This is a genomic window from Anaerococcus tetradius ATCC 35098, assembly GCF_000159095.1.
GTDB lineage: Bacteria > Bacillota > Clostridia > Tissierellales > Peptoniphilaceae > Anaerococcus > Anaerococcus tetradius.
The window spans coordinates 21,208-44,219 of the sequence record NZ_GG666296.1; the positions used below are offsets into that span (position 1 = coordinate 21,208).

19 protein-coding genes and 1 other annotated feature are annotated in these 23,012 nt (G+C 36.2%); of the genes, 1 reads left to right on the forward strand and 18 read right to left on the reverse strand.

All coding sequences use genetic code 11. The features are described 5' to 3' along the window. Nucleotides 1-111: 111 nt before the first annotated feature. From HMPREF0077_RS03210 to HMPREF0077_RS03255, 10 genes are all read right to left on the reverse strand, one after another. The gene (locus HMPREF0077_RS03210) at nt 112-867 is read right to left on the reverse strand and encodes an ABC transporter ATP-binding protein (RefSeq protein ID WP_004836517.1); all 756 of its coding nucleotides are present in this window, start codon (nt 865-867) and stop codon (nt 112-114) included. After that, entirely contained in the window at nt 854-1,729 is an 876-nt protein-coding gene (locus HMPREF0077_RS03215; protein ID WP_004836518.1) for an ABC transporter permease, read from the reverse strand. Before HMPREF0077_RS03215 ends, HMPREF0077_RS03210 begins: the two co-directional genes overlap by 14 nt. A gap of 10 nt (nt 1,730-1,739) precedes the next feature. After that, nucleotides 1,740-2,714 (reverse strand): ABC transporter substrate-binding protein, encoded by a 975-nt coding sequence (locus HMPREF0077_RS03220; protein ID WP_040349366.1) that lies wholly within the window; start codon nt 2,712-2,714, stop codon nt 1,740-1,742. Nucleotides 2,715-2,770: 56 nt separating this feature from the next. After that, nucleotides 2,771-2,999 (reverse strand) — a binding site (T-box leader). An 80-nt stretch (nt 3,000-3,079) separates the two neighbouring features. Next, nucleotides 3,080-4,090: an ornithine carbamoyltransferase gene (gene argF / locus HMPREF0077_RS03225; protein WP_004836520.1), complete on the reverse strand. Its 1,011-nt coding sequence runs from the start codon at nt 4,088-4,090 to the stop codon at nt 3,080-3,082. A 154-nt stretch (nt 4,091-4,244) separates the two neighbouring features. Then, the gene (locus HMPREF0077_RS03230; RefSeq protein WP_004836521.1) at nt 4,245-6,320 is read right to left on the reverse strand and encodes a heavy metal translocating P-type ATPase; all 2,076 of its coding nucleotides are present in this window, start codon (nt 6,318-6,320) and stop codon (nt 4,245-4,247) included. Continuing rightward, nucleotides 6,320-6,637: a DUF6110 family protein gene (locus HMPREF0077_RS03235; RefSeq protein WP_004836522.1), complete on the reverse strand. Its 318-nt coding sequence runs from the start codon at nt 6,635-6,637 to the stop codon at nt 6,320-6,322. The genes HMPREF0077_RS03230 and HMPREF0077_RS03235 overlap by 1 nt, the downstream gene beginning before the upstream one ends. Nucleotides 6,638-6,777: 140 nt before the next feature. After that, entirely contained in the window at nt 6,778-7,785 is a 1,008-nt protein-coding gene (locus tag HMPREF0077_RS03240; RefSeq protein ID WP_004836523.1) for a DUF4236 domain-containing protein, read from the reverse strand. Between the two features lie 91 nt (nt 7,786-7,876). Beyond that, the gene (gene argF / locus HMPREF0077_RS03245; protein WP_004836524.1) at nt 7,877-8,881 is read right to left on the reverse strand and encodes an ornithine carbamoyltransferase; all 1,005 of its coding nucleotides are present in this window, start codon (nt 8,879-8,881) and stop codon (nt 7,877-7,879) included. A 139-nt stretch (nt 8,882-9,020) separates the two neighbouring features. Then, complete coding sequence (locus HMPREF0077_RS03250; protein WP_004836525.1) at nt 9,021-10,124, reverse strand: ornithine cyclodeaminase family domain; 1,104 nt, start codon at nt 10,122-10,124, stop codon at nt 9,021-9,023. A 9-nt stretch (nt 10,125-10,133) separates the two neighbouring features. Beyond that, nucleotides 10,134-11,297 carry a fused N-dimethylarginine dimethylaminohydrolase/saccharopine dehydrogenase domain-containing protein gene (locus HMPREF0077_RS03255; protein ID WP_040349368.1) on the reverse strand — a complete coding sequence of 388 codons (1,164 nt, stop codon included), beginning with the start codon at nt 11,295-11,297 and terminating at the stop codon, nt 10,134-10,136. A 254-nt stretch (nt 11,298-11,551) separates the two neighbouring features. On the opposite strand from HMPREF0077_RS03255, the gene HMPREF0077_RS03260 reads away from it, so the two are divergent. After that, a complete protein-coding gene (locus HMPREF0077_RS03260) occupies nt 11,552-11,791 on the forward strand; it encodes a YkvA family protein (protein ID WP_004836527.1) in 240 nt (79 codons plus the stop codon). Between the two features lie 226 nt (nt 11,792-12,017). Here the strand turns inward: HMPREF0077_RS03260 and HMPREF0077_RS03265 are convergent, their stop codons facing one another. From HMPREF0077_RS03265 to HMPREF0077_RS03300, 8 genes are all read right to left on the reverse strand, one after another. Continuing rightward, entirely contained in the window at nt 12,018-12,305 is a 288-nt protein-coding gene (locus HMPREF0077_RS03265) for a hypothetical protein (protein ID WP_004836528.1), read from the reverse strand. Nucleotides 12,306-12,472: 167 nt separating this feature from the next. Further along, the gene (gene glmS, locus HMPREF0077_RS03270; RefSeq protein ID WP_004836529.1) at nt 12,473-14,296 is read right to left on the reverse strand and encodes a glutamine--fructose-6-phosphate transaminase (isomerizing); all 1,824 of its coding nucleotides are present in this window, start codon (nt 14,294-14,296) and stop codon (nt 12,473-12,475) included. Nucleotides 14,297-14,533: 237 nt separating this feature from the next. Next, a complete protein-coding gene (locus HMPREF0077_RS03275; RefSeq protein ID WP_004836530.1) occupies nt 14,534-14,722 on the reverse strand; it encodes a hypothetical protein in 189 nt (62 codons plus the stop codon). Then, entirely contained in the window at nt 14,719-16,338 is a 1,620-nt protein-coding gene (locus tag HMPREF0077_RS03280; RefSeq protein WP_004836532.1) for an oligopeptide/dipeptide ABC transporter ATP-binding protein, read from the reverse strand. The genes HMPREF0077_RS03275 and HMPREF0077_RS03280 overlap by 4 nt, the downstream gene beginning before the upstream one ends. Next, nucleotides 16,331-17,329: an ABC transporter ATP-binding protein gene (locus HMPREF0077_RS03285; protein ID WP_004836534.1), complete on the reverse strand. Its 999-nt coding sequence runs from the start codon at nt 17,327-17,329 to the stop codon at nt 16,331-16,333. The genes HMPREF0077_RS03280 and HMPREF0077_RS03285 overlap by 8 nt, the downstream gene beginning before the upstream one ends. A gap of 8 nt (nt 17,330-17,337) precedes the next feature. Then, nucleotides 17,338-19,302, reverse strand: a complete 1,965-nt coding sequence (locus tag HMPREF0077_RS03290; RefSeq protein WP_004836535.1) for an ABC transporter permease subunit — start codon at nt 19,300-19,302, stop codon at nt 17,338-17,340. A 1-nt stretch (nt 19,303) separates the two neighbouring features. Continuing rightward, nucleotides 19,304-20,266 carry an ABC transporter permease gene (locus tag HMPREF0077_RS03295; protein WP_004836536.1) on the reverse strand — a complete coding sequence of 321 codons (963 nt, stop codon included), beginning with the start codon at nt 20,264-20,266 and terminating at the stop codon, nt 19,304-19,306. A gap of 334 nt (nt 20,267-20,600) precedes the next feature. Beyond that, complete coding sequence (locus tag HMPREF0077_RS03300; RefSeq protein ID WP_004836537.1) at nt 20,601-22,766, reverse strand: ABC transporter substrate-binding protein; 2,166 nt, start codon at nt 22,764-22,766, stop codon at nt 20,601-20,603. Between the last annotated feature and the right edge of the window lie 246 nt (nt 22,767-23,012).

A 23,012-nucleotide genomic window follows, 5' to 3' on the forward strand; every position in this document is an offset into this window, starting at 1 on the left:
TTTATTTTACCTATAAGACTTTTAGGAAAAATGAGTAACAGCTTAAAATTTAGCAAATAAAAACTGGCAAGCTATATTATCGGTAGAAATCCTATAGCCTAGCCAGTTTTTCTATTCGCCAAGTTCTTTTTTATACAACTTTATAAGTTCATCTTCTGTTATATCCTTTGCCCTTAAATCTAGGGCTATATGTCCCTTATTTAGCATTATTATCCTATCAGAATACCTCACTACATCTCTTAGGTTGTGAGATATTAAAAGAGTTGTGATTTTTTCTTTGTCTATTAGGCTTCTTGTCATATCCATTATATTTCTGCTAGTTTTTGGATCAAGGGCTGCTGTGTGTTCGTCTAATAAGAGGATGTCTGGTCTTTTGGCTGTAGCCATTAGAAGAGCTAGGGATTGCCTTTGACCTCCAGATAAGAGGCCAGTTTTTGTGTGTAGCTTATTTTCTAGACCTAGATTTAATTTCTTTAGCCTTCTTATTATATCTTCTTTATCAGCAGATTTTCTTAATGACCTAAGGCCGAATCTTTCCCCCTTTTTTAGGGCTAGGGCCATATTTTCATAGATATCGAGGTTGGTCGCCACTCCATCTTTGGGATCTTGGTTGACCTTTCCCATGTATTTTGATCTTTTCTCTTCGCTAAGCTTTGATACATCTTCACCATTTACGAGAATTTGTCCACCATCAAGGGGTAGGGCCCCAGTAATTAGATTCATTAGGGTAGACTTGCCACAACCATTTGGTCCTATTATAGTTGTAGCAATTGCCTCCTCAACACTTAGGGAGAAATCTTTAAATATTGTGTTTTCCTCACTAGTTCCTAGGTTAAAGGATTTGTATATATTTTTAATCTCTAGCATTGTTTACCATCCTTTTATATTTTCTTTTAGATAGGTAGTTGTTGTAGGCGATGAAGGCTATAACTATTAGGGCTGTGATTAGTTTTAGATCATTTGGATTTAGTCCTAAGTATATAGCAAGGCCTGATATAATCCTATAGACTATAGCTCCCATAATAGCCCTAGAAGTATCTCTAAGCCTATCAGAAGCTTTCATTATAGTATCTCCTATGATTATTGAAGCAAGGCCTGTTACTATCATAGCAGTTCCCATTTGTATATCGGCAAAGCCTTGGTAGTTAGCCATAAGTCCCCCACTAAGGCCTATTAGGGCATTTGATAGGATAAGGCCTATCATAATCATCCCATCAGGATTTTTTCCTAATTGCTTAACTAATTTCCTATTATTTCCGGTGATTTTTAGAAGATATCCTGCCTCACTTCTTAAATAATAATCAATAGCAAGCTTGATTAGAATTGTAAGGATTAGAAGGATTGGCCATTTTGGCAGATTGCCGAAGATGCTTGGGCTTCCTGCTATTGGAATATTACTTGCTCCTCCAACCCTAAGATTTATAGAATAGAGTATGGTGAGGGTCAAGATTCCTGAAAGAAGGGGATCTACCTTTACTTTTTTGTAGAAAAAGTAGGTAAGGCATCCTCCAAGTCCTCCAGCTACAATTGAACCAATAATTCCTAGATAAGGGCCAAGGCCCTTTTGGATAAGAACTGCTGCAAGGAAAGCTCCTAGTGGATAAGTTCCTTCCAAGGATAGGTCGTAATATTTTAAAAATTTGTAGGTGAGCATATAGCCCATGGCAAGGATTGCGAAAATCAATCCTATTTCAATGCTCGCTCCCATTGATGATATTAAAGCTGTCATTTTTTCTTCCTCAATCTACTTTTTCAGCTTCTTTTAAGATTCCCTTATTAAGATCAAGACCCAAGGCCTTAGCTGTTTTTTCATTTACTAAAGTCTTTATGCTAGTAGCCTTCTCATAAGGAAGGTCTTTTGGACTTTTTTTATCTTTTAGGATTTGTACTGCCAAAGAAGCAGCCTGGCTACCAAGCTCCTTGTAATTAACTCCCTCGCTCATTAAGGCTCCATTCTTAACACTTCCTTCATCATAAGCTATTGATGGAATCTTATCCTTAATCAAGGCTTCGCTAATAACTGGCATGGCATTTACTACCACGTTGTCAGTAACTGTAACCATAGCATCAATTTTTCCCTTTAGGCTAGCTATAGCTTGAGGGATGTCATTTATAGATGAAACGCCTTGCTTTTCAAGCTTTAGTCCTCTTTGGCTTAGGGCCTTTTCTAGGGCTTCGATTTGAACTACTGAGTTTTGCTCGTTGGTGTTATACATAGTTCCAAAAACCTTAGTATCTGGATATAATTTTATAAAGTCATCTATAAGCTTTCCTGCCTCTACATAATCAGAAACTCCTGTAAGATTATCTGCCTTTAGCCCTGCCCCTTCTGGATCAGTTACAGCTGAATAAATAACTGGCTTATCCTTTATAGTATTGGCAACTCCTTGGGCAGCTGGAGTTCCTATGGTATAAACTAAATCAGCCTTCTTATTGTTAAGGTCAGTAGCAAATTGTGCTATAAGGGCGAGATCTCCGTTTGCCCTATGATCAATTAATTCATAGGAAATATTTTCGCTATCGAGCTTTTCAATAAAGCCTTCCCTAGCAGCATCAAGAGATGGATGATCAGCAACTTGAACTATACCGATTTTTAATTTATCTCCACTAGATGCTTCTTCTTTGGCTTGATCCTTATTTTCTGCTTTTCCACATGAGGCTAATAACAAAGCCATAACACCGATTCCTAACATTTTTTTGATTGTCTTTTTCATAATGTCCTCCCAAATAATTTTGATAGATAGGTTCTTCCAATAAAAAAACTCGCCCTCCATAGGACGAGTGAAATTCGTGGTACCACCTAATTTTATAATCTAAAAGATTACCTCACAAGAGTCTATCAACTCCTTGCTTCAGATAACGGAAGCTCCCGTAACAGCTTACTTATTTCAGCTATTCTGCCTACAGAGGGAATAAGTAAATAATCCTTATTAGACTTGCACCAACCGTCTTTTCTCTAAGATAATTCTTATAAACTGTCTTTCTGTAATCACATTTATTCGTTAAATAGATAATACAGCTTTCTAGTATTCTTGTCAAATATTTATGTGAAATTATTTATTCTGCTAGATAATATTCACTATTCTGTCTTTAAGGTAGAATACAAAATAGCCTTTACAGCTGGAATCCTATTTTCTGTTTGATCAAAGACCATAGACTTTTCTGACCTAAATACCTCATCAGTAACTTCCATCCCATCAAAATCCATATCCTTTGGAAGTTTACTAATAACTTTCTTGGCAAGCTTTGATTTCTTATCGTGAAGGGCAGGTAGACAATGCATAAATATAGAATTGTCATGGGTTTTTGCCATAACCTTCCTATCAACCCTATAAGGATATAGCTTATAAATCCTTTCTAGAGGAACATTTTCCATCTCAGTTAGGGCAATCCACATATCTGTATAGATGATATCAGCTCCCCTTACAGCTTCTTCGAGATTTTCCGTATAAATCACTTGCGAATGATGACTTTCAGCAAAATCTTGAGATTGGTCTATGAAGTCCCTTTTAGGAAAGTACTCCCTAGGACCACAAGCTGTGAAATTTATTCCAAGCTTAGCACAAGTTACCGAAAGGGAATTAGGCATTATATCCCCCGGATAGCCCAAATAAACCAAATTCAAACCACGAAGATAGCCGAATTTTTCTTTAATAGTTAGCATATCGGAAATCATCTGGCTAGGATGGCTTTTGTCGGTCATTGCATTATAGATCGGTACTTCTGTCATATTGACAAGCTTTTCAAGCATGGCTTGCTTGTTACCCCTATAAACAATTCCATCGAAATATCTATCAAAAACATTTATACTATCTTCTATGGATTCCTTCTCACCGAGCTTGCTTGAATTTGAATTGATGAGACTTACTCCCATACCCAAATCAAAGGCGGCAACCTCGAAGGAGGTCCTAGTCCTAGTGGAGGCTTCTTCGAAAAGTAAAATCAAGTTTTGCCCTTCCAGATACTTGTGGGCTTTCTTCTCTTTTTTGAGCTTCTTAAAGTCAGCCGCCAAATCTATTAAATAAAGAATTTCTTCCTCAGAAAAATATTTCATATCGAGGAAATTTCTATTTCTTAAATCAATTTCCATCTCTTACTCCTTTGTATTAATATACCATATTTAGGCTCTCTTTACATAAAATCCTTGCTGAAAGCCTAGGCTTGTTTTATATTTTCTAGGAGAAAAAGAGGATAAAAAAACAGGACCTTCTTCTTTGAGTAAGTCCTGCTTTTACAAATCTTAATTAAATTTTATAAGACTTCATATTTCTACCAGCTATCATAACTGTTGATAGGTTATGAAGGAGAGATGAGTTTGTATTTGATAGCATACCCAAAACTCCTAAGAGTATTAGACTTGAATTGAAGGATACTATGTGTCTGTAATCACTTCTTATTCTCTTATCCATAGCCTTAGAAATTTTTACAACATCGATTAGTCCATCTAGACTATCGCTTCCTATAGAAATATCTGATATTTCTTTAGCTATATCTGCACCTTGATGCATAGATATACCAACATCTGCACTTGATAGGGCAACTGAATCATTGATTCCATCTCCTATCATTACAACAGTTCTTCCCTTGTTTTTCTCATCCATAATATATTGTTGCTTATCTTCTGGCAAAACTTGGGACTGGTAATAGTCAAGGTCGAGCTTTTCAGCTACACTTCTTGCTGCATTTTCTGCATCACCAGTAAGCATTGCTATATTGTCGAAAGACAAGGCTCTTAGTTCTTTGACTATATCCTTAGCCTCTTCTCTTAGAGGATCTTCGATGCAAATTACTGCTATAAGCCTATCAGCAAAGGCTAGGTAGAGAAGAGAATAGTCTTCTTTTAGCCTATCAATTATCTCTCTAGTCTTATCATCTATTTGGATTCCCTCGTCATCAAGAACGAAGTGCTCTGAGCCTATCATAGCTATCTTATCGACTATAGTAGTCTTTATTCCATGAGCTACGATATATTCTGGCTTAGAGTGCATCTCTTCATGCCTTAGCTTCTTTTCCTTGGCAGCTTCTACTACTGCTGTTGCTATTGAGTGTGGGAAGTGCTCCTCAAGACAGGCTGCAATTCTTAGACACTCGTCTTCTTCTATATCGCTAAGGGCAATAACTTTTGCAACCTTTGGTTCAGACTTAGTTAGGGTACCAGTCTTATCAAAGACTATGGTGTTGGCCCTAGACAAGTTTTCTAGGTATTTGCCACCCTTTACCAAGACTTTCTGTTCAGATGCTTGGCTGATTGCCTTCATGATAGCAATAGGAATTGTAAGTTTCAATGCACATGAGAAGTCTACCATCAAGAATGACTTAGCTTTTTGTAGATTTCTTGTAAGTAGATAGGTTAGCCCAGCTCCAATAAATGAGTACTTAACTAAGCTATCTGCCATATTCTCCGCATTTTTTTGAGCTAAAGATTTATTTTTTTCACTATCAGAAATTAGCTCTATAATATGGCTTAGTCTAGATTCATCGTACTTCTTCTTGGTTTCTATTAGTATAGCTCCTTCTTCGATAGCTGTACCAGCAAAAACTGTAGCTCCGATAGATTTCTTAACTGGATTTGATTCTCCTGTGAAAGAAGATTCATTTACCATAGCTACACCCTTTACAACCTTGCCATCTACAGGAATAGAGTTACCCATCTCAACTTCAACCAAATCTCCCTTTTCTACCTCTTTGATATTTTTGATAATCTTTTTGCCATTTTCAATTACAAATACATTATCAACATTCAAAGCGAGAGAATGGGCTAAGTCTTCTTGGGACTTCTTCATTGTATAATCTTCAAGCTTCTCACCAAGTCCCAAAAGGAACATAATGTTACCCGCATCTCCATACTGCCTAGTGGCAAGTGAAACGGAAATTGCAGTTGCATCAAGAAGCTCAACATTAACCTTTCCTTTAATCAAAGATTTAAAACCAGCTTTGATAAATGGATAGGCCCTAATAAATAGACCGATAGTGCTAAAAGGTTGAGGTAGGATATATTTGAAAAATATCCTGGTGTACATGGCATCTCTTAGGATATGGAAAATATCATTATCAGATTGAGCCTCAAAGTCAGCTCTTTCTATTGATGTTTCCTCAATTGTCCTAAGGTCTAAGTCAAGGATGGCCCTTGCTATTTGAGAAATTTTACTTTCTTCATAGTAGACTGTCATTGACTTTGTAAGAATAGATACCCTGCATGATTTGACCCCAGAAATACCCTCTATGCAGTATTTTAATTTATTGAGATTTTCCTCTTTAATATAATCTTCATAGGTAAAACGGCTTCTTCCCTCGATCCTATGAGCAATAGAGGCTCTCATTATTTATTTTCTTCCTCAGCTTCTTCCTCATGTTCTTCGCATCCGCATCCGCAAGATACTTTTTCGATATCTTTTTCAGCTTCTCTTCTAGCTTCTTCAGCTTCTTCTTTAGCCTTTACTTCTTTAGCTTCTGCGATAACATCTTCTGCTGAAACTCTGATTGATTCAAGTGTTTTGTCAATGGATTCCTTAACCTTGAGTCCTCCAACAACTGTGCTTACTGTAGCCTTTTTGGCAAGTTTAGAGTTAAGAATCTTTCCTCCAACTACTCCTACCAATAGTCCTGCTCCGATACTTAGTGCTTTCTTTTCTAACATAAAAAACCTCCTTAAAATCCAAGTGCTTAGACACCTTCTTAAATTAAAAAACTCATCAGTGGCTAAGACCTTGTTATACAACAATTATACCCCTTTTTTTGACTTTTAAATAGGAAAATTTTCTAAAATTAAAATAATTCTTACTTTCCATCGATTATAGTGTCCGAAAACCCTATCATAAAATCAAAATCAGAGTTTTTCATCTCCAAAATCCCATACTCTACTAAAGTTATTTCAGGATTTTCTTTATATCTCCTATCAGGCTCACCATTTTTGTTTGTATGGATATATGTTTTCCCTATTATACTTGCATCATCAGCTACTTTTCCTCTTTCAGCAAATTCATCAGATCTTAAATCCACCTTCATATCTTCATAGCTAACAGCCTTGTAGGAAGCATTTTTGTCAAATAATAGTGCATCTGGCAAAAAGCTTAGACCAATGTCATTTGCCCTTAGGCTTGTTACTTCTACATTTGTAGAAATTTTTCCTGGAAGCTTATTATCTAGCCTTATCGGACTTCTTTCAAGAATAACAAGTTTATCTCCATCTTCTCCTAGCCTATCAATAAAGAATACTTGGTCACTTTCGAGTATCCCAGCTAGAAGCTTTTGAGTTAAGTCATACTCTTTTTGCGAATCTTCAGTAAAGTCATAATCAATCTTGATATCATCGCCTTCTTTTTTGTAGAAGTAAAGAATTGCTCCAATAAGTGTGAGGGCAATCAGGTAATGGTTAATGAAGAATAAAAATATTCCTCCTATTGATAATATAAGACCCAAAAGCCTGTAAGGTCTTTTCGCCTCGCTTTTTTGTATTATTTCCTCTAGGGCAGTTGAGTGTATTTGACCAAAGTCCACTTTGTAGTTTCTTGTATTTTCATAAGTTTGCTCTTTGATGGTATTTTCTATCCTAGAGCTTTGTTTAGCCTTAGAAGTTTTTTCTAAGCCTGAAGCAAGGGGATTCTTAAATTCTTTTTGGTAAGAAAGGCCTGTACCAGGAATATAGGCTGTGCCCCTAATGTTTCCCTTGGCAGTCTTGGTTAGCCTAAAGCCCTTGCCACCCCAAGAAAATCCCGGCCCACTCTTACTCATATTAATCCTAAAGCCCATGCCCAAATTGATGCTTTTTCTAAATCTAAATCCCATGAACGTCTCCTTTTTTTATAATTATATCAAATTTTTATGATTTTTCACAAAATAAAACTGCCAGCAAAACTGACAGTTTCATTATAAAGTATTATTTAAGTGTAGCATACATTATGGCTTTTATAGTATGCATCCTATTTTCTGCTTCATCAAAAACTTTGGATTGTTTAGATAAAAATACTTCTTCTGTAACTTCCATGCCATTTAGGTCGTATTTGTCGCCGAATTTTTCGTAGATTTCTTTGCCGACTGTTGTGTTTAGGTCATGGAAGGATGGGAGACAGTGCATGAAAATTGTTTCTTCTTTGGCATTGGCCATAACTTTTTTGTTTACTTGGTAAGGATGAAGTTCTTCGATTCTCTTTCCCCAAACTTCTTCCGCTTCTCCCATTGATACCCAAATGTCTGTATAGATTACATCTGCATCCTTTGTTGAAGCCATTACATCTTCACTAAATTCAACTTTTGAGCCGTGTTTTTTGGCAAATTCTCTAGCTATATCTTGGACTTCTTTTTCTGGCCATAGGTCCTTAGGACCACAACCGATGAAGTTTAGACCAAGTTTTGCGCAAGTTACTGCAAGGGAGTTGGCCATGTTATTTCTACAATCTCCCATATATACAAAGTTTAGTCCACGAAGTTTACCGAAGTTTTCTTTGATTGTAAGCATATCAGCAATCATTTGTGTTGGATGCCACTTATCTGTAAGACCATTCCATACTGGAACTCCAGCATTTGCTGCTAATTCTTCTACTAAGTCTTGCCTAAAGCCCCTATATTCGATACCATCATAGAATCTGCCGAGGACTTTTGCTGTATCTGCTATTGATTCTTTCTTGCCCATTTGGCTTGAACCTGGATCTAGGTAAGTAACTCCCATTCCCAAATCCATACCCGCTACTTCGAAAGAACATCTTGTTCTTGTTGATGTTTTTTCGAATAATAAGACTATATTTTTGCCTTGAAGATAGTTATGTGGCGTTCCTGTAAGTTTAAGGTTTTTGAATTGTTCTGATAATTTGATTAAGTACAAAACTTCATCTTCTGTAAAATCTTTAATCGCTAGTAAACTACGTCCTCTTAAATTAACTCCCATTTTTATTCTCCTTAATTTTTACAAGGGTCCGAAAAAATCCTAAGACCCCTTTGCTGATTTTCTTATCCTAGTATAAGCTTTTCTTATCTTATCTCACTAATAATTATACATTAAGAAATCTTCCTACGAAAGAAACTTTTTATTTTCTATTTATATTCCTGTCGATGTTTTTTACAAAGTCCTGAGAGTTGGTTACCATAGACTTAGCTGTTAGGGTTCCCCTGTCAGATAGTTTATTTACCGCAAACTCTTGGATATCTACTGTGTACATAAATACTGGTCTTATAACTCCGTTTATCTCGTTATATGATGGGGTCATATTGCCTGTGGCTATTGTAAAGAGTATAGCTGATGACATGATTACTGTCGATGATTTTTTGATATTACTTCTCATAGCATCTTGAGCTTCGTAAACATTGTTATAAGTGTCCTTAAAGGTGTACCTATCTCTTATAGTACCTGCAATTACAAGCTTCACCTTATTTCTAACTGCTGCTTGAACAAAACCAGTTTTTATTCCTTCTTTTTTTACATATTCTGCAATTGAGCCTACTTCATTTACCCTATTTATTATTTCATAGAAATTTTCTCTAGTGTTTTGGATCTTGAGGTATTCTTTTTGACCTTCGACTGTATTAAATTTAGCCCTCTCAAGATCATAGGCTACTGCTGCTGTTCCACAAAAGATTGCATTGGCATAGCCATTTTCTACTATCCTTGCTAGGGCATCATCGCTATCTTCATCTAAGCTTGTTGCTGTACCCAAGACCCATGTTACAAAGCCTTTATTCTTTTTTTCATATTTTAAAATCTCATAAAGCTCGTCATAATCTTTGGAAAAGGCGGTTTCTCTAGATCTTCCTTCCCTAAAACCAAAGGTAGCTTCTTCTTTTTCTGTTTTATCTACAAAGCCTTCAGTATAGACGTAAATCCCTTCAGATCCATCTTCTTTACGTCCAAGGACTACCTTATCTCCCTTTTTGAGATTTCTAAACTCTACTACATCGACTCTTTCTTTACCAGCTTCATCATTAACAACAGCTACTGTATCCATCCTAGATTGGAGGGCGAGCACCCATTTGCCATTTATCTTGAAGTATTCTGGAAATACTGATAGAGCATGGTAGCCTTCTGGGCTTATACCGTCTTTTTCTACTTCTACTAGTTTTGCATTAGGATATTTATCAAATCTTTCGTCAAATTCTTTTGGGAAGTATTTTGGCATTTCAAATTTATAGTCCATACTCACTCCTTAATATCTTTTTCCAGAAGCTTCTAACTTGTTTTCTTCCAAAGTATCCTTGCCATCCCTTAAGTGTTTTTCATCATAGGATTGGTAATCGCCTGCAATAAGCTCCTTTTCTAGATTTACCACAAAGTCTTGGACATTGGTCACAAGGCTTCTTACAGCTATTTTATCTCTAGCACTAGATACCTTTCTTACAGCATTTTCTGTAACATCTACTGTAAATAAGAAAACTGGGATTAGCTTGCCATTTTCATCTATCTTATAGCTTGAAGCTGTTTCAGCAGTTGATGCTGAGTGAAGAGTTGTTGCCAGACATATGATTAAATCAGCCTCATCAGTTTGTCTTTTAACATTATCCAAAGACTCATAAACATTTCCTGTAACCTCTGGAAGGGGTCCATCATCTCTAATTGATCCTGCAAGAGTTATAGGAACACCTAGCCTCTTTAGGGTCTTAACAAAACCATCACGAACCTTGCCCCTATTTATAAATTCATCAATGGAGCCAAGCTTTCTTATAGCATTTAAGGTATCCAGATGATTGTAATGACCTAGGGGATCAGAAATTTGTGTATATATATCTTGACCCAAGGCAGTATTTAAGTAACCTCCCTCTAGATCGTGGGTTGCCATGGCATTTCCACCAAGAAGAGAATTAACATATCCATTCTCAGCAAGTTTTGATAAGGCATTTCTAGTATCATAATCAAAAACTACTGCAGGGCCCAAGACCCAGCAAATATTTCCCTTATTAGCCCTTTTTTTCTTCATTAACTCATAAAGAAGTTTGTAATTAGAAGTATTAGAAGCTTCGACAAAATCACCACCATGATTTATAACTTCATCAGAAAAACCTTCTGGGTATTTTAATACCCCTTCTGAACCATCGCTAGACCTTGCTACAACGACCCTATCTCCCTTCCTAAGATTTCTAAATTCTCTTATATAAATCTTTCCTTCTTCAACAACTGCTAGGCAATCTTGGGAGCTTCTATCAGGAATTTGCCACTTACCATCTACTTTGTAGTAGGTTGGCATATGGCTTGTCAAATAAAATCCTTGTGGGCTTACCCCGTCCTTCTTAACTTCTACTGTCGAAACATCTTTAGAAGAAGCGTATTTCTCATCTGAAAAATCAGGTGGGGTAAATAGTAAGTCTTCTCTCATTTCTTCCTCCTGCTTATTAAACAAAAAACTCTTTATATTATGATAGTGGATAATAATTAATAAGTCAATATCCTTAATATTCTTATTAATTTTGTGACTTTTCCTTTATCTTCTTTTACTTTTGTAATCTTCATTAAAAACATTTCATGAACTTATTTTAAGTATAATTTTATATAATTAATTTGACATAGTAATATTTCAAGTATAATTAAGATACATATAAAGATATGTGAACTTTCTACAAGGAGTTTATAATGAATAAATTGATAAAGATTAAAAATTTCATACCAAGATATCTAAGAGCTATGAAAGATAAAGATACACCTCTTTTAGCAAAGCTACTAGGCTTATTTGCCATAGCCTATGCCATAACACCTTCGGATATGATTCCCGACTTTATTCCCTTCCTAGGAATTTTAGACGATGCCGTAGTTCTTCCTTTTCTAATCTATCTAACAAGCAAGATGATTCCTGAAAAAGTCTATCCTAATTAAGGATAGGAAATTAAAATAAGTAAAATCAAAAAAATGATAGGTTTTCTCCTTCTTAGAGAAACTATCATTTTTTTCTTAATGAAAATCTAAGTCTTTGTATTTTTCCTTTGATCTTTGGGTAAATAAAAAACCTAGATTTCTGCAAGAATCGCTTAATAATTTTTAAGTCTCACTTAACATTCATAGCTTCATCTTCTAATAAAGCTTAGTTAAGTCCAATAAGCGATTAGAGCCAACCTAGGTTAGTCAATACATCAGAGACCATATCTTTATTTACTCCTAAATTAATATTTTCATCAAAGACCATGTGTCCATCTCTATTCAATTTTAATCTATCCCCACAAGCTAGCTTGCCAATTGCATCCTTCATAGCTAATCTTTGCCTAAAAGTAATCTCTGAGTCTAAGTGAGATTCAAAATCGGATGAGAGCCTATCCATTCTTCCTTTACATAGATAATAAACTCTAGGACAAGTATCGTATGGGGTTTTTCTAAACGATTCGAAATCACCCATCGGACCTTCCTCCTTGATTGTATTAGAATGATTAATCTTTCTTGTTATTTTATTACCCCCATATTTATTTTCTAAACATCTTTTTTAGTTTTTTATGGAGATTTTCCAAAAAAATATCGCCATCTACAAAATAAATGACGATATCTTATTAATATTTACAAATTTTCTTATTCAACAGTTACAGATTTAGCTAAGTTTCTTGGCTTATCTACATCAATGCCCTTGGCAAGAGATGTGTAGTAGGCCATAAGCTGGCAAGGTAGGGCTGTTAGGAGAGGATAGAGTATATCCAAGGTCTTTGGAACTACTAGGATATTTTCAGTAATTTTTTCCATTCTTGTGTCTTTGTGGGATGTGATTATAAAGACATTAGCTCCTCTTGCTACAACTTCTTCTACATTAGATAGGCTCTTGCCGATTAGATTTTCTTGGGTCATTATAGCTATTACTGGGGTTTTATCTTCTATTAGAGAGATTGTTCCATGCTTTAGCTCGCCTGCTGCGAAGGCTTCTGTGTGAATGTATGAAACTTCCTTGAGTTTGAGGGCTGCTTCAATAGCTGTTGCGTAGTCAATACCACGACCTATATAAAATAGACTCTTTTGATTTTTAATCTCTTCGGCAAAGCCTTTTATAAGCTCATCGTAAGCTAGGATTTGATCGATCTTTCCTGGAATTTCCCTCAAATTTTCTATGATGTTTTTATGGTAGTTATCATCAATTCTTCCTAGTTTCTTAGAAAAATCTAGAGCTAGGAGATAGAGATTTAGAACTTGGCTGGTATAGGCCTTAGTGCTTGCTACGGCAATTTCTGGGCCTGCATAGCAATAAATAGACCTATCAGCTTCCCTATCCATAGATGATGCCAGGGTGTTTGTTATAAGAAGGGTCTTAGCCTTTTTCTCCTTGGCAAGTCTTAGGGCCTTGAGGCTATCAGCTGTTTCTCCTGATTGAGAAATAAAGATAACTAGGCTGTCCTCATCAAGAAAAGGATCATTATATCTAAATTCTGATGCTAGATCACAAATGACAGGAATCTTGGCTAGCTTTTCTATGGCTACCTTTCCTATAAGACCAGCATGGTAGGCTGTTCCACAAGCTACTATATAGATTCTTTTGAATTTTTCTATTTCTTCTTTACTAAAAGAGTCTCCATCAAAAACGACATCATTATTTTTGATATTTAACCTTATAAGCTCATTAATTACTGAAGCTTGTTCGTTAATTTCCTTAATCATAAAATGATCGTAGCCAGCCCTAGTTGCTGCATCAACTGACCATTGAATCTTTTTAATCTCCCTTTCAACCTTCTTGTCATTTTCATCATAGATAGTGTAGCCATCATCAGAAAAGTCGATTATATCTCCATTTTCAAGATAGATTACATCTCTGGTATATTTTAAGATTGAAGGAATGTCGCTTGCCATGATATAAGAATCATCCATAATTCCTGCAACAAGTGGACTTTCAACCCTAATTCCTATAAGTCTATTTGGTTCATCAGATGAAATTATTCCACAAGCAAAGGCTCCTTCTAGTCTTTTTCTTACTTCTTTTACAGCCTCTAAGAGATCTCCATCATAATATTTTTCTAGCATTACAGCTATAACTTCTGTATCTGTTGATGATTTAAAGCTATAGCCTTCTTCTTCCAACTCCATCCTAAGTTGTCTGTAGTTTTCTATAATTCCATTATGAACTACAGCAATCTTGCCATTATTTGAAAGATGAGGATGGCTGTTTACATCGTTAGCTTCCCCATGAGTTGCCCATCTGATATGGCCTATACCAATATTTCCATCTATAGGATTTTCCTTCAAAGCCTCTTCTAAGTTCTTGAGTTTTCCTGCTCTTTTTACACAAGAAATCTTACCATCTTCAATCACAGCTATACCTGCTGAGTCATAACCACGATATTCTAATTTTTCTAGACCATCGACAATTACATCTCTTGCATCAAGCTTTCCCTTATACGATACTATTCCGCACATAGTAACCTCCTATTTATTTTTATGAGGCCACTGTATCTTCTCTGTCCATAGGATTACTCCCATGTTTTGTTAGATACTAGGGCTGTGAACCCAGACAGCACCCGCCGAATTTTCGATAACTGTCTTCCTCGTCATCCTCTAAGGGATCTGGCGCTTCTTATTTTTTTGCCTCATCTATTTATTATACTTCTTAAATTAGGCTAAAACAAAATCCCCTACAATTGCAGGGGATTTAAGTCATATTAGTAAAGCAAAGATTATCAGTGGTGAAAGTATTAGTAAGAGCCAAGGCAAAAACACCTTCATCGCTGCAAGAAACATGGCTAATTGATCGTTCTTATCGAGATTATCCCTATCTAGGAGTCTCTCTTTTTTATAGATTTCTTCCAGACTTTTTCCCTTAAATCTATCTATAGGAGCTTTCATATAGCACTCATTTCTTCCAATTCTTCTTCTTTTTTAGCTTTTTCTGCTTTATTTTTTTCGTAAGCCTTTTGTTTTTCCTCTTCGCTTACATCAAGTAAGTGGCAGGCAACAAAATGGCCTTCTTCTCTTTCTTTAAGCTCTGGCTCAAAGTGGGCACAGATATCCATAGCATATTCACATCTAGTATGGAACCTACATCCCTTAGGTGGTTTTACTGCTGATGGTATATCTCCCTCAATTATTTGAAGCTCTTGACCTTGGTCTACATCCGTTCTAGGAATAGCACGAAGTAGGGCACTTGTGTAAGGATGGAGAGGGTTCTCAAAGATTCTTTCTGATTCGCAAAGTTCTACCAACACACCCAAGTACATTACACCTATTCTATCAGATATATATTTTACTACTGACAAATCGTGGGTGATGAAAAGATAGGTTAGGTTGTTTTCATCCTTTAGGTCTTGGAGAAGGTTAATGATTTGCGATTGGATAGATACATCTAGAGCACTTACTGCCTCATCACAAACTATAAAGCTTGGCTTTAAGGCAAGGGCCCTTGCTATACCAATTCTTTGTCTTTGTCCACCAGAAAATTGGTGAGGATACCTATGGAGGAAGTATGGAGCAAGTCCACATTTTTCCATAGTTTCTCTTATATATTCGTTATAGCCCTCTTCTTTTCTACTCTTAAAGAGCTCATGACCCAAAACTCCTTCGCCGATTATATTTCCAACAGTCATCTTGGTATCAAGAGATCCATATGGATCTTGGAAGATCATCTGTAGGTCTTTACGAAGGGCTCTCATCTCCTCGTTGTTAAGTTCTGAAAGGTCAATTCCATCATCACGAAGAGCTTCAAGCTCATCAAATTTATCCTTAGACTCAAGGGTTTTTCTAAAGTCTTCAATAATAGCATCCTTCGCTTCAATTTCTTTAGTTTTAGCTTCTTTTTGATTTTGAAGCTCCTTGTATTTTGGATTTTTTTCTAGATAAGCATAGTATTCATCCCAAGTTCTAGATCTCATCTGAGTTTTTTGCTCAATTTCTTCTAGGCTTGTTAGGACAGCTGCTCTTTGCTTTAGGATGTCATATTTTTCTTTTAGCATTGAAGAAACCTTGTTTAGATCATCGCTTGCCAAAAGGCCCCCAGCAATTCTTATCATATTTAGGTAGTCTTCTTCTATCTCACGACGCTTAAACATAGCCTTTTCATTTAGCTCTGCTCTTTTTTCGTCTGTATTAGCTTCTTCTAGGCCCTTGTAGATTTCATTAAGTTCGTCAAGTTCCTTGTGGTATTTAGGAAACTGGCTAGGGATTTTCTTAATCATATCAGCCATGTAGGCAGGAGCTGTTTGTTCGATTGTCTTGCCATAATAAAGGGTAGTTCCTTCTGTTTGGTCATAAATTTGTAGAAGAGTTCTACCAAAGGTAGACTTACCACAACCAGATTCTCCAACTAGACCAAGGGTCTCACCTTGATAGATATCTAGGCTTATAGACTCGTTGGCGTGAACATACTCACCAGGTCCCCTATCAAATAAGGATTTTTTCTTGAGAGGGAAATATTTCTTTAGATTTCTAATCTTAAATAAGACTTTTTTCTCTTCTTTATTACTCATTTTCCTCCCTCTCCTTTCTATTTGGATAATGACATCTAATCTTTTGATTTTCGTTAATTTCAACAAGATCAGGCATTACTTCTATACATTTTTTTGTAGCATACTTACACCTGTCGGCAAACTTACAACCCTTTGGTAGGTTAAGTGGATGTGGCACGCTTCCAGGTATGATATCAAGTCTTTCATTTCTATCTGAAGTGATAGATGGAATTGAATTAAGAAGGGCTACTGTATATGGATGGTTATAATCTGTAATATCGTGTTTGAAGATAAACTCTACTGGAGATTGCTCAACAATTTGACCACAATACATAACCGCAACTTCATCTGCCATTTGGTTGATTACACCAAGGTCGTGGGTGATAAAAAGGATGGATGTTCCAGCTTTTTCCTTTAGGTCATTCATAAGCCTTAGGATTTGGGCTTGGATTGTTACGTCTAGGGCTGTTGTAGGCTCATCAGCTATTAGTAGCTTTGGCTCACAAGCAAGGGCCATGGCAATCATCACTCTTTGGTTCATTCCTCCAGAAAGCTCGAAAGGATATTGCTTAGTTACAACATGTGGGTTAGGGATTTTTACAGCAGCTAGAAGCTCTTCGCACCTGTGGGCTGCTTCTTTCTTGTTCATTCCCTTATGGAGCATAAGAACTTCTGAAATCTGTTTTTCTACAGTAAAGACTGGGTTAAGGGAGCTCATTGGCTCTTGGAAAATCATAGAAATCTTATTCCCTCTGATTTTTTCCATTTGGCTAGTCTTGTAGGAAGAAATCTTTTCTCCATCAAATATTATTTCACCTTCGTAAATCTTTTGGTTAGCTTCAAACAACTGGAGGATACTCATAGCTGTTTGGCTCTTACCTGATCCACTCTCTCCAACAAGACCCAAGGTCTTACCAGCATCGACTGTAAAAGAAACATCATTTACAGCCTTGATAAGACCACGTCTTGTTTCGAAGTAGGTGTGTAGATTTTTTATTTCTAATAAACTCATATTATCACCTATCTCTCATTTGCTCTTGGGTCGATGGCATCTCTTAATGCATCACCGATTAGGTTTACAGAAAATGATGTCAAAAATACTGCAAGTGCTGGGAATACCCATCTCCACCAGTATGTATTAAGTACATCTGATGATTGAGCAGCAGTTAGCATATTACCCCAAGAAGGAGTTGGTTCTTGAACACCAAAACCTAGGAAGGATAGACCTGACTCTGTTAATAAGTTTCCTGCATAGCCTATTGTAGCATTTACTATAACTATTGATAAGATATTTGGGAAAATATGCTTGATCATTATTGACCAGTTCTTAACTCCCAAGGCCCTAGCAGCTGTAATGTAGTCACGTTCTCTTTCTGCTAAGATTTGACCACGAACAAGTCTTGCCAGACCCGTCCATCCCAAAAGACCTAATAAAATCATTACCATAGTAATTCTTTGCTCTTGGCTTGCCCCTGGTGGCAAGAGGGCAGATAGAGAGATAAGCATTGGGTAGAATGGGAATGAGGATACAATCTCAGAAAATCTCATCAATACGTTATCAATCTTTCCTCCAGCAAAACCAGATATCATACCAATTAGTACACCAAGGACAATTTGTATAACAGTAGAAATCAAGGAGATAACCATAGTCATCTTTCCACCATGGATAAGCCTTGTAAAGATATCACGACCTTGATCATCTGATCCAAATCTAAATCCATTAAGACCCCAAGTTTCTACTTTTCCTTCTTTATTTACTGCGTAATTGTTAAAGTATGAAGAATAAATTTGATCAAATTCTCCTTCAGGAGTCTTTAGCTCGCCGTAGTTTTCCTTACCCCATTGATAAATTTTTCCTTTTTCATCAAGGGCAGTGAAAACTGAATCACTCGCTTTGATATCTACAATATTTGCATCGAATTTTGGTAGATATTCTCCAGAGACTTGATCTCTTGATGGGCCCCATACATAAAGCTTGCCATCTTCTGAAAGAGCTGCTGCAGATGAGCTCGTTAGGGCAACCTTCTTAACCTTAACCTTGCCGCTTTTAAGCTCGGCAGGCATTTGGGTATCAATTTCTGCCCCCATAACTCCTAATAATCTTATTGAGCCATCTTTCATGATAGCTAAGATATTGATAGGATTTGTAGCAAAATCAACAACCTTTCCCTTAATATCTGAAGGAAGAAGGTTTAGTCTACTTGCAAGAGTAGAACCCCAAACTACCAAATTATCTTTGTTAGTTAGAATTACAGAATATTGCACTCCTGCACCAAGTTTCTTGATTCCCTCTTCTTTAATCTTAGATTCTTCCATTGGAGGAGTTTGGGTTTGTTGGAAGGAATTATTTCCCCAACCATATATTTGATTATCTTCAGTAGCAACAATAATGTGTCTATCACCTGCTGCTATATCCTTAACTTTGCTATTTTTGAAGGCTTCCTTTGCCTTATCTGGTATTTGTAAAACTTTATCCTCATTGTCTGAGCCCCAAACATAGATATTGCCTTCTTTGGTAAGGCCAGCTGAGAAAGTATTACCGATAGCAATTTTTTCAACTCCTTCTTTTTCAATAGCAGAAGGATAATTCATATATGCCCCACCTGGAGCTACATTTGTTAAGTTACCTTGTGAGTAATATTGATTAAAAGGAAGAACCTTGCTTCCTACAAAAACTACAAGAACAATAGCTAGGAAAAGAACAAGTCCAATTATACCTAGAGGGTTTCTAAAGTAGTTTCTTATAGCAACCCTACCAGGTGACATGATAGCTTCTTCTTTAAGCTTGTCATTCTCATCTTCTTTTCTTGGTCCATTGTCTATGTTCTTGTTATCTGAGTGAAGAAGTTCATCTTCTCCTAAATTTCTATTAGAATCAAAATCTCCTTCAAACTCCTCTCCCTTAGAGAAAGTAAAGGCCTTAAAGAAGAAATTTTTCAAGAAATTTCCATATGATTTAAAAGATTTTTTAACTATTGCATTCATCTTAGGCCTCCAATTGTACTCTTGGGTCTACTAGGGCATAAGCCACATCCATAAGTAGGTTTCCGAGAAGTGTTAGGACTGCGTAAAACATTGAAAGAGCAAGGATTACATTGTAATCTTGAGCCATTACTGCAAGTATCAACTCATTACCAATTCCCCTAAAAGAGAATATTCTCTCTGTTATAGCTGATCCTGAAAACATACCAAGAATAGCCCATGTGAGGGCGGTAACTACAGGAATTAACGCATTTCTAAAGGCATGTGAATAGACAACAGTCTTCTCCTTTAGACCCTTGCTTCTTGCAGTTCTAATATAATCTTGGTCTAGGGCATCTAGCATAGAGTTTCTTACATATCTTGATAAGGATGCAAGAGAACCTATAGTAAGAGTTGCCGTTGGAAGCACCAAATATCTTACCCATTCGGAGAAAGTATTTTCTCTAGGCATACCATTGGCAGGGAATAATCCTAGCCTAAAGGCAAAAACAAATATCAATATAAGTCCAATAAAGAATACTGGAATTGATAAACCAACTAGGGTTAAAGTCTGGAAGGTCTTATCGAAAAATCCTCCCTTGTGCGTAGCCGACCTAATTCCTATCAAGACCGAAAGGACAAATGATAAGATAGTAGAGCCTATATTTAGAAAAATTGTATTTTTCAAAGGTTCTGCAAGGTATTCAGACACTGGTCTTCTAACCCTTGTAGATTCTCCCAAATCTCCCTTGAGAGTTCTTCCTAACCATCTTACATATTGCTCTGGCAAAGATTTATCAAGCCCATATCTTGCTTGAAGAGTGTGGTATAACTCTTCTTGCTCTGCTTTAGTCATTCGCCCTGTAGTTGGCATCATGGCTTTGATTGGATCTCCAGGCATAGCCTTTGAGAAAGCAAAAAGCATAACAGATATAATTAGAGCAACTGGTATTAGATTTATTATTCTCTTAACTATATAACGAAACATATTTTCCCTTCCTATTTTGTGACTTGAAACTGATTATCTAGCTAAAGTGCACTGATAATTATGTAGTATTTTTAAAAAAGATTAAACAATCCCAAGTTAATAATTTTTATAAGTTATATGTTATAATATTAGTCGCCTTTTGTCAACCATGACCATTACTTAATTTGTAAATAAAAATCATATAAAGATTTAAGGCTCGGCGAAATTACGACATTATTATTCAATATTTTTTAATATTTTTATGATTATTCAGTATTTCATCTAATAATTAATGTATATATTTATATCAAATAAAAAGGCTCACTCACGTGAGCCCCAAATTATTTGTTAATTATTATTTGTTTTCTAGTTTGATAGCATTGATTTGATCTTCTGATTGCCATACTGGTGTGTTAACATCAAATCCTTTAACTCTCTTTGTATAACCTGTGTGATATTGGTTAGAGTAGAGTGGGATTTCTGGTAGATAATCATTGTACCAAATTTCGAATTCTTCCCAAGCGTCTAGGTATTCTTCCTTCTTATCTGGTGCTACTCTACGAAGTTTTGTTGTTAACTCATCAGCCTTTGGATCTTTAACTTTTGAGTAGTTGTAAGGTCCTTGTGAGTTGTATTGATACCATGGATCAAATGGTGTACCGAAGTTTGTACCCATGTTGAATGCTGTATATTGTGGGTTTTCTTCTGGGTAGTAGTAGTAGTTTAGTAGGGTTGCGAATGAACCAGCTGTTACATTGTATTCCATACCAACTTGTTTAGCATTGTTTGGTACTTGGTTAGAAATTAATGTAGTAATTGGTGATTCATCTGAACCATATTGGTTAACTACAAGTTTTTCACCTTTTTCGTTGTATCTATAGTAGTCGAAACTATCAGCATTTGCCTTGAATGCTTCATCAGCTTTCTTCTTATCCCATGGAGTCTTACCATCTTTTTCGAACTTGTAAGGTGTTTTGTCAAGAAGGGCGTTAGCTTGGTCAAGGTTCATTTGATAGTTGATTAGCTTACCTTCTAGGTCTGCTCCTCTTTCCTTATACATCCATTGGCTTGTACCATACATACCATTTGTTACTACACCGTAACCACCAGCGAATGATTGTACGAAGCTGTTTCTATCCATCAAGTGAGCGATAGCTTGTCTTACTTCTTTGTATTTTGTTGTTCCTCTGTCTGTTAGGAATTGAACGTTACCATAACCATTTCTTTCGAATGTGTTATATCCACCGATTTTTCCCTTATCTTTAGCTGCTCTGATTCTGTCAATTGCAGCACCATCAGATTCTTGTTCCCAAATATCGATGTCTCCATTTTCTAGTAGGTCAGCAGCAATCTTGTTGTTTACAGTTTGAAGAATTACATGTGGGATAGTAGCTTTATCACCCTTGAAGTTTCCAGCGTAATTTTCATTTAGGCTTAGTTTAACCATGTTGTTTTCGAAAGAATCGAACTTGTAAGGTCCTGTAACAACTTCTGGTTTAAGTCTGTATTCATTTACTTCTTTAAGCATAGCTTCATCGATAAGTTGTTGAGTAGGATCTACATCACCGCTCTTACGAGATTCAAGGTCTTTGATTGCTTCTTCGTGAGCTTTCTTAGCTTCTTCGTAAGCCTTCTTGTCTTGTTCATTAGCCTTATCATCTGGAGCTGGGTTGTTAGCTTTGAAGTCTTCGTTTTGCTTTTTGATTTGAGCATCAATTCCTTCAACGTATTTCTTCTTTTCTTCATCACTTGGCTTATATCCATCTTTAGCAACAAGTTTGTTACCTTCTTTAGAAACAGCTAAGTTTTCGTTTAGATAGTGCATTGGGTGTGGAGTAAATGCTAGTAGAGATGCTTCTTCGAAGTATGGAAGGAATGATTTATCTATAGTAATCTTAAATGTATAGTCATCAACCTTTTGGAGTCCTTCGAATACATCCTTATCACCCTTCTTATAAGCTTCATAGCCTTTAAGTGAATCAGAACCTGGGTTTGTTGAAGCTGTTAGCTTAGCATATTCTGGATGAGTGTGAAGTAGTGAACCAAATAGGTAGTCATCTGCTGTTACAGGCTTACCATCAGACCATTTAAGATCTTTTTTGATTTTGAAAGTAACAGTCTTAGAACCATCTGCATTATTTTCAGATACAGGATCACCATCAAGAACTACTGGGTTGTTTACCCAAGCACCAGATTCATCTTGAACTACTGTTTGGTAACCGTTGTTTCCTTCGATACCAAGATATCTTCTTACCTTAACATCTCCAGCGTTGTTGGTCCAACCAGTGTAGAAGTCTCCATTAAGCTCACCAAGACCTACTACTAGAGTATCGTCTGAGGTTTGTTTTTGGAAATTTTCAGCAGTTTGTTCACCTTCTTTGGCTTCGCCTTTATCTTCCGCTTTTTTATCAGCTGATTTGTCATCGGCTTTCTTGTCTTTGTTTTCTCCACCGCCACAAGCAACTAGTGTACTAGCTAGTCCAAGTGCCATCAATGAAGAAAAAACTCTTTTCATTTTCATTGGTTTTCCCCCTAAAAAAATTAAGTAACTTTTATATTTATATATTTTAACTTAATAAATGGATTTTGTCAAGCTTCCCCATTTATTTTATACATCATTAGGTATTTTTATTCTTTAAATATCCTCAATTTTGGCTATTGTTGCAAGGGTCTTTGCAATATAATTCAGACTTTTAAGCCCCAATAAAGCGATGATATCCTAAATTCCAACGTTTTCCCACATTCGAAAAAAATATAAATGTTTTTA

Coding starts and splice junctions, on each gene's coding strand:
- HMPREF0077_RS03250 (WP_004836525.1), bottom strand. CDS start 10,124: ATGGACTATAAATTTGAAATGCCAAAATACTTCCCAAAAGAATTTGAC.
- HMPREF0077_RS03295 (WP_004836536.1), bottom strand. CDS start 20,266: ATGTTTCGTTATATAGTTAAGAGAATAATAAATCTAATACCAGTTGCT.
- HMPREF0077_RS03240 (WP_004836523.1), bottom strand. CDS start 7,785: ATGGGATTTAGATTTAGAAAAAGCATCAATTTGGGCATGGGCTTTAGG.
- glmS (WP_004836529.1), bottom strand. CDS start 14,296: ATGTGCGGAATAGTATCGTATAAGGGAAAGCTTGATGCAAGAGATGTA.
- HMPREF0077_RS03220 (WP_040349366.1), bottom strand. CDS start 2,714: ATGAAAAAGACAATCAAAAAAATGTTAGGAATCGGTGTTATGGCTTTG.
- HMPREF0077_RS03210 (WP_004836517.1), bottom strand. CDS start 867: ATGCTAGAGATTAAAAATATATACAAATCCTTTAACCTAGGAACTAGT.
- HMPREF0077_RS03300 (WP_004836537.1), bottom strand. CDS start 22,766: ATGAAAATGAAAAGAGTTTTTTCTTCATTGATGGCACTTGGACTAGCT.
- HMPREF0077_RS03255 (WP_040349368.1), bottom strand. CDS start 11,297: ATGAGAGAAGACTTACTATTTACCCCACCTGATTTTTCAGATGAGAAA.
- HMPREF0077_RS03265 (WP_004836528.1), bottom strand. CDS start 12,305: ATGGGTGATTTCGAATCGTTTAGAAAAACCCCATACGATACTTGTCCT.
- HMPREF0077_RS03285 (WP_004836534.1), bottom strand. CDS start 17,329: ATGAGTTTATTAGAAATAAAAAATCTACACACCTACTTCGAAACAAGA.
- HMPREF0077_RS03290 (WP_004836535.1), bottom strand. CDS start 19,302: ATGAATGCAATAGTTAAAAAATCTTTTAAATCATATGGAAATTTCTTG.
- argF (WP_004836520.1), bottom strand. CDS start 4,090: ATGGAAATTGATTTAAGAAATAGAAATTTCCTCGATATGAAATATTTT.
- HMPREF0077_RS03280 (WP_004836532.1), bottom strand. CDS start 16,338: ATGAGTAATAAAGAAGAGAAAAAAGTCTTATTTAAGATTAGAAATCTA.
- HMPREF0077_RS03235 (WP_004836522.1), bottom strand. CDS start 6,637: ATGTTAGAAAAGAAAGCACTAAGTATCGGAGCAGGACTATTGGTAGGA.
- argF (WP_004836524.1), bottom strand. CDS start 8,881: ATGGGAGTTAATTTAAGAGGACGTAGTTTACTAGCGATTAAAGATTTT.
- HMPREF0077_RS03275 (WP_004836530.1), bottom strand. CDS start 14,722: ATGAAAGCTCCTATAGATAGATTTAAGGGAAAAAGTCTGGAAGAAATC.
- HMPREF0077_RS03260 (WP_004836527.1), top strand. CDS start 11,552: ATGAATAAATTGATAAAGATTAAAAATTTCATACCAAGATATCTAAGA.
- HMPREF0077_RS03215 (WP_004836518.1), bottom strand. CDS start 1,729: ATGACAGCTTTAATATCATCAATGGGAGCGAGCATTGAAATAGGATTG.
- HMPREF0077_RS03230 (WP_004836521.1), bottom strand. CDS start 6,320: ATGAGAGCCTCTATTGCTCATAGGATCGAGGGAAGAAGCCGTTTTACC.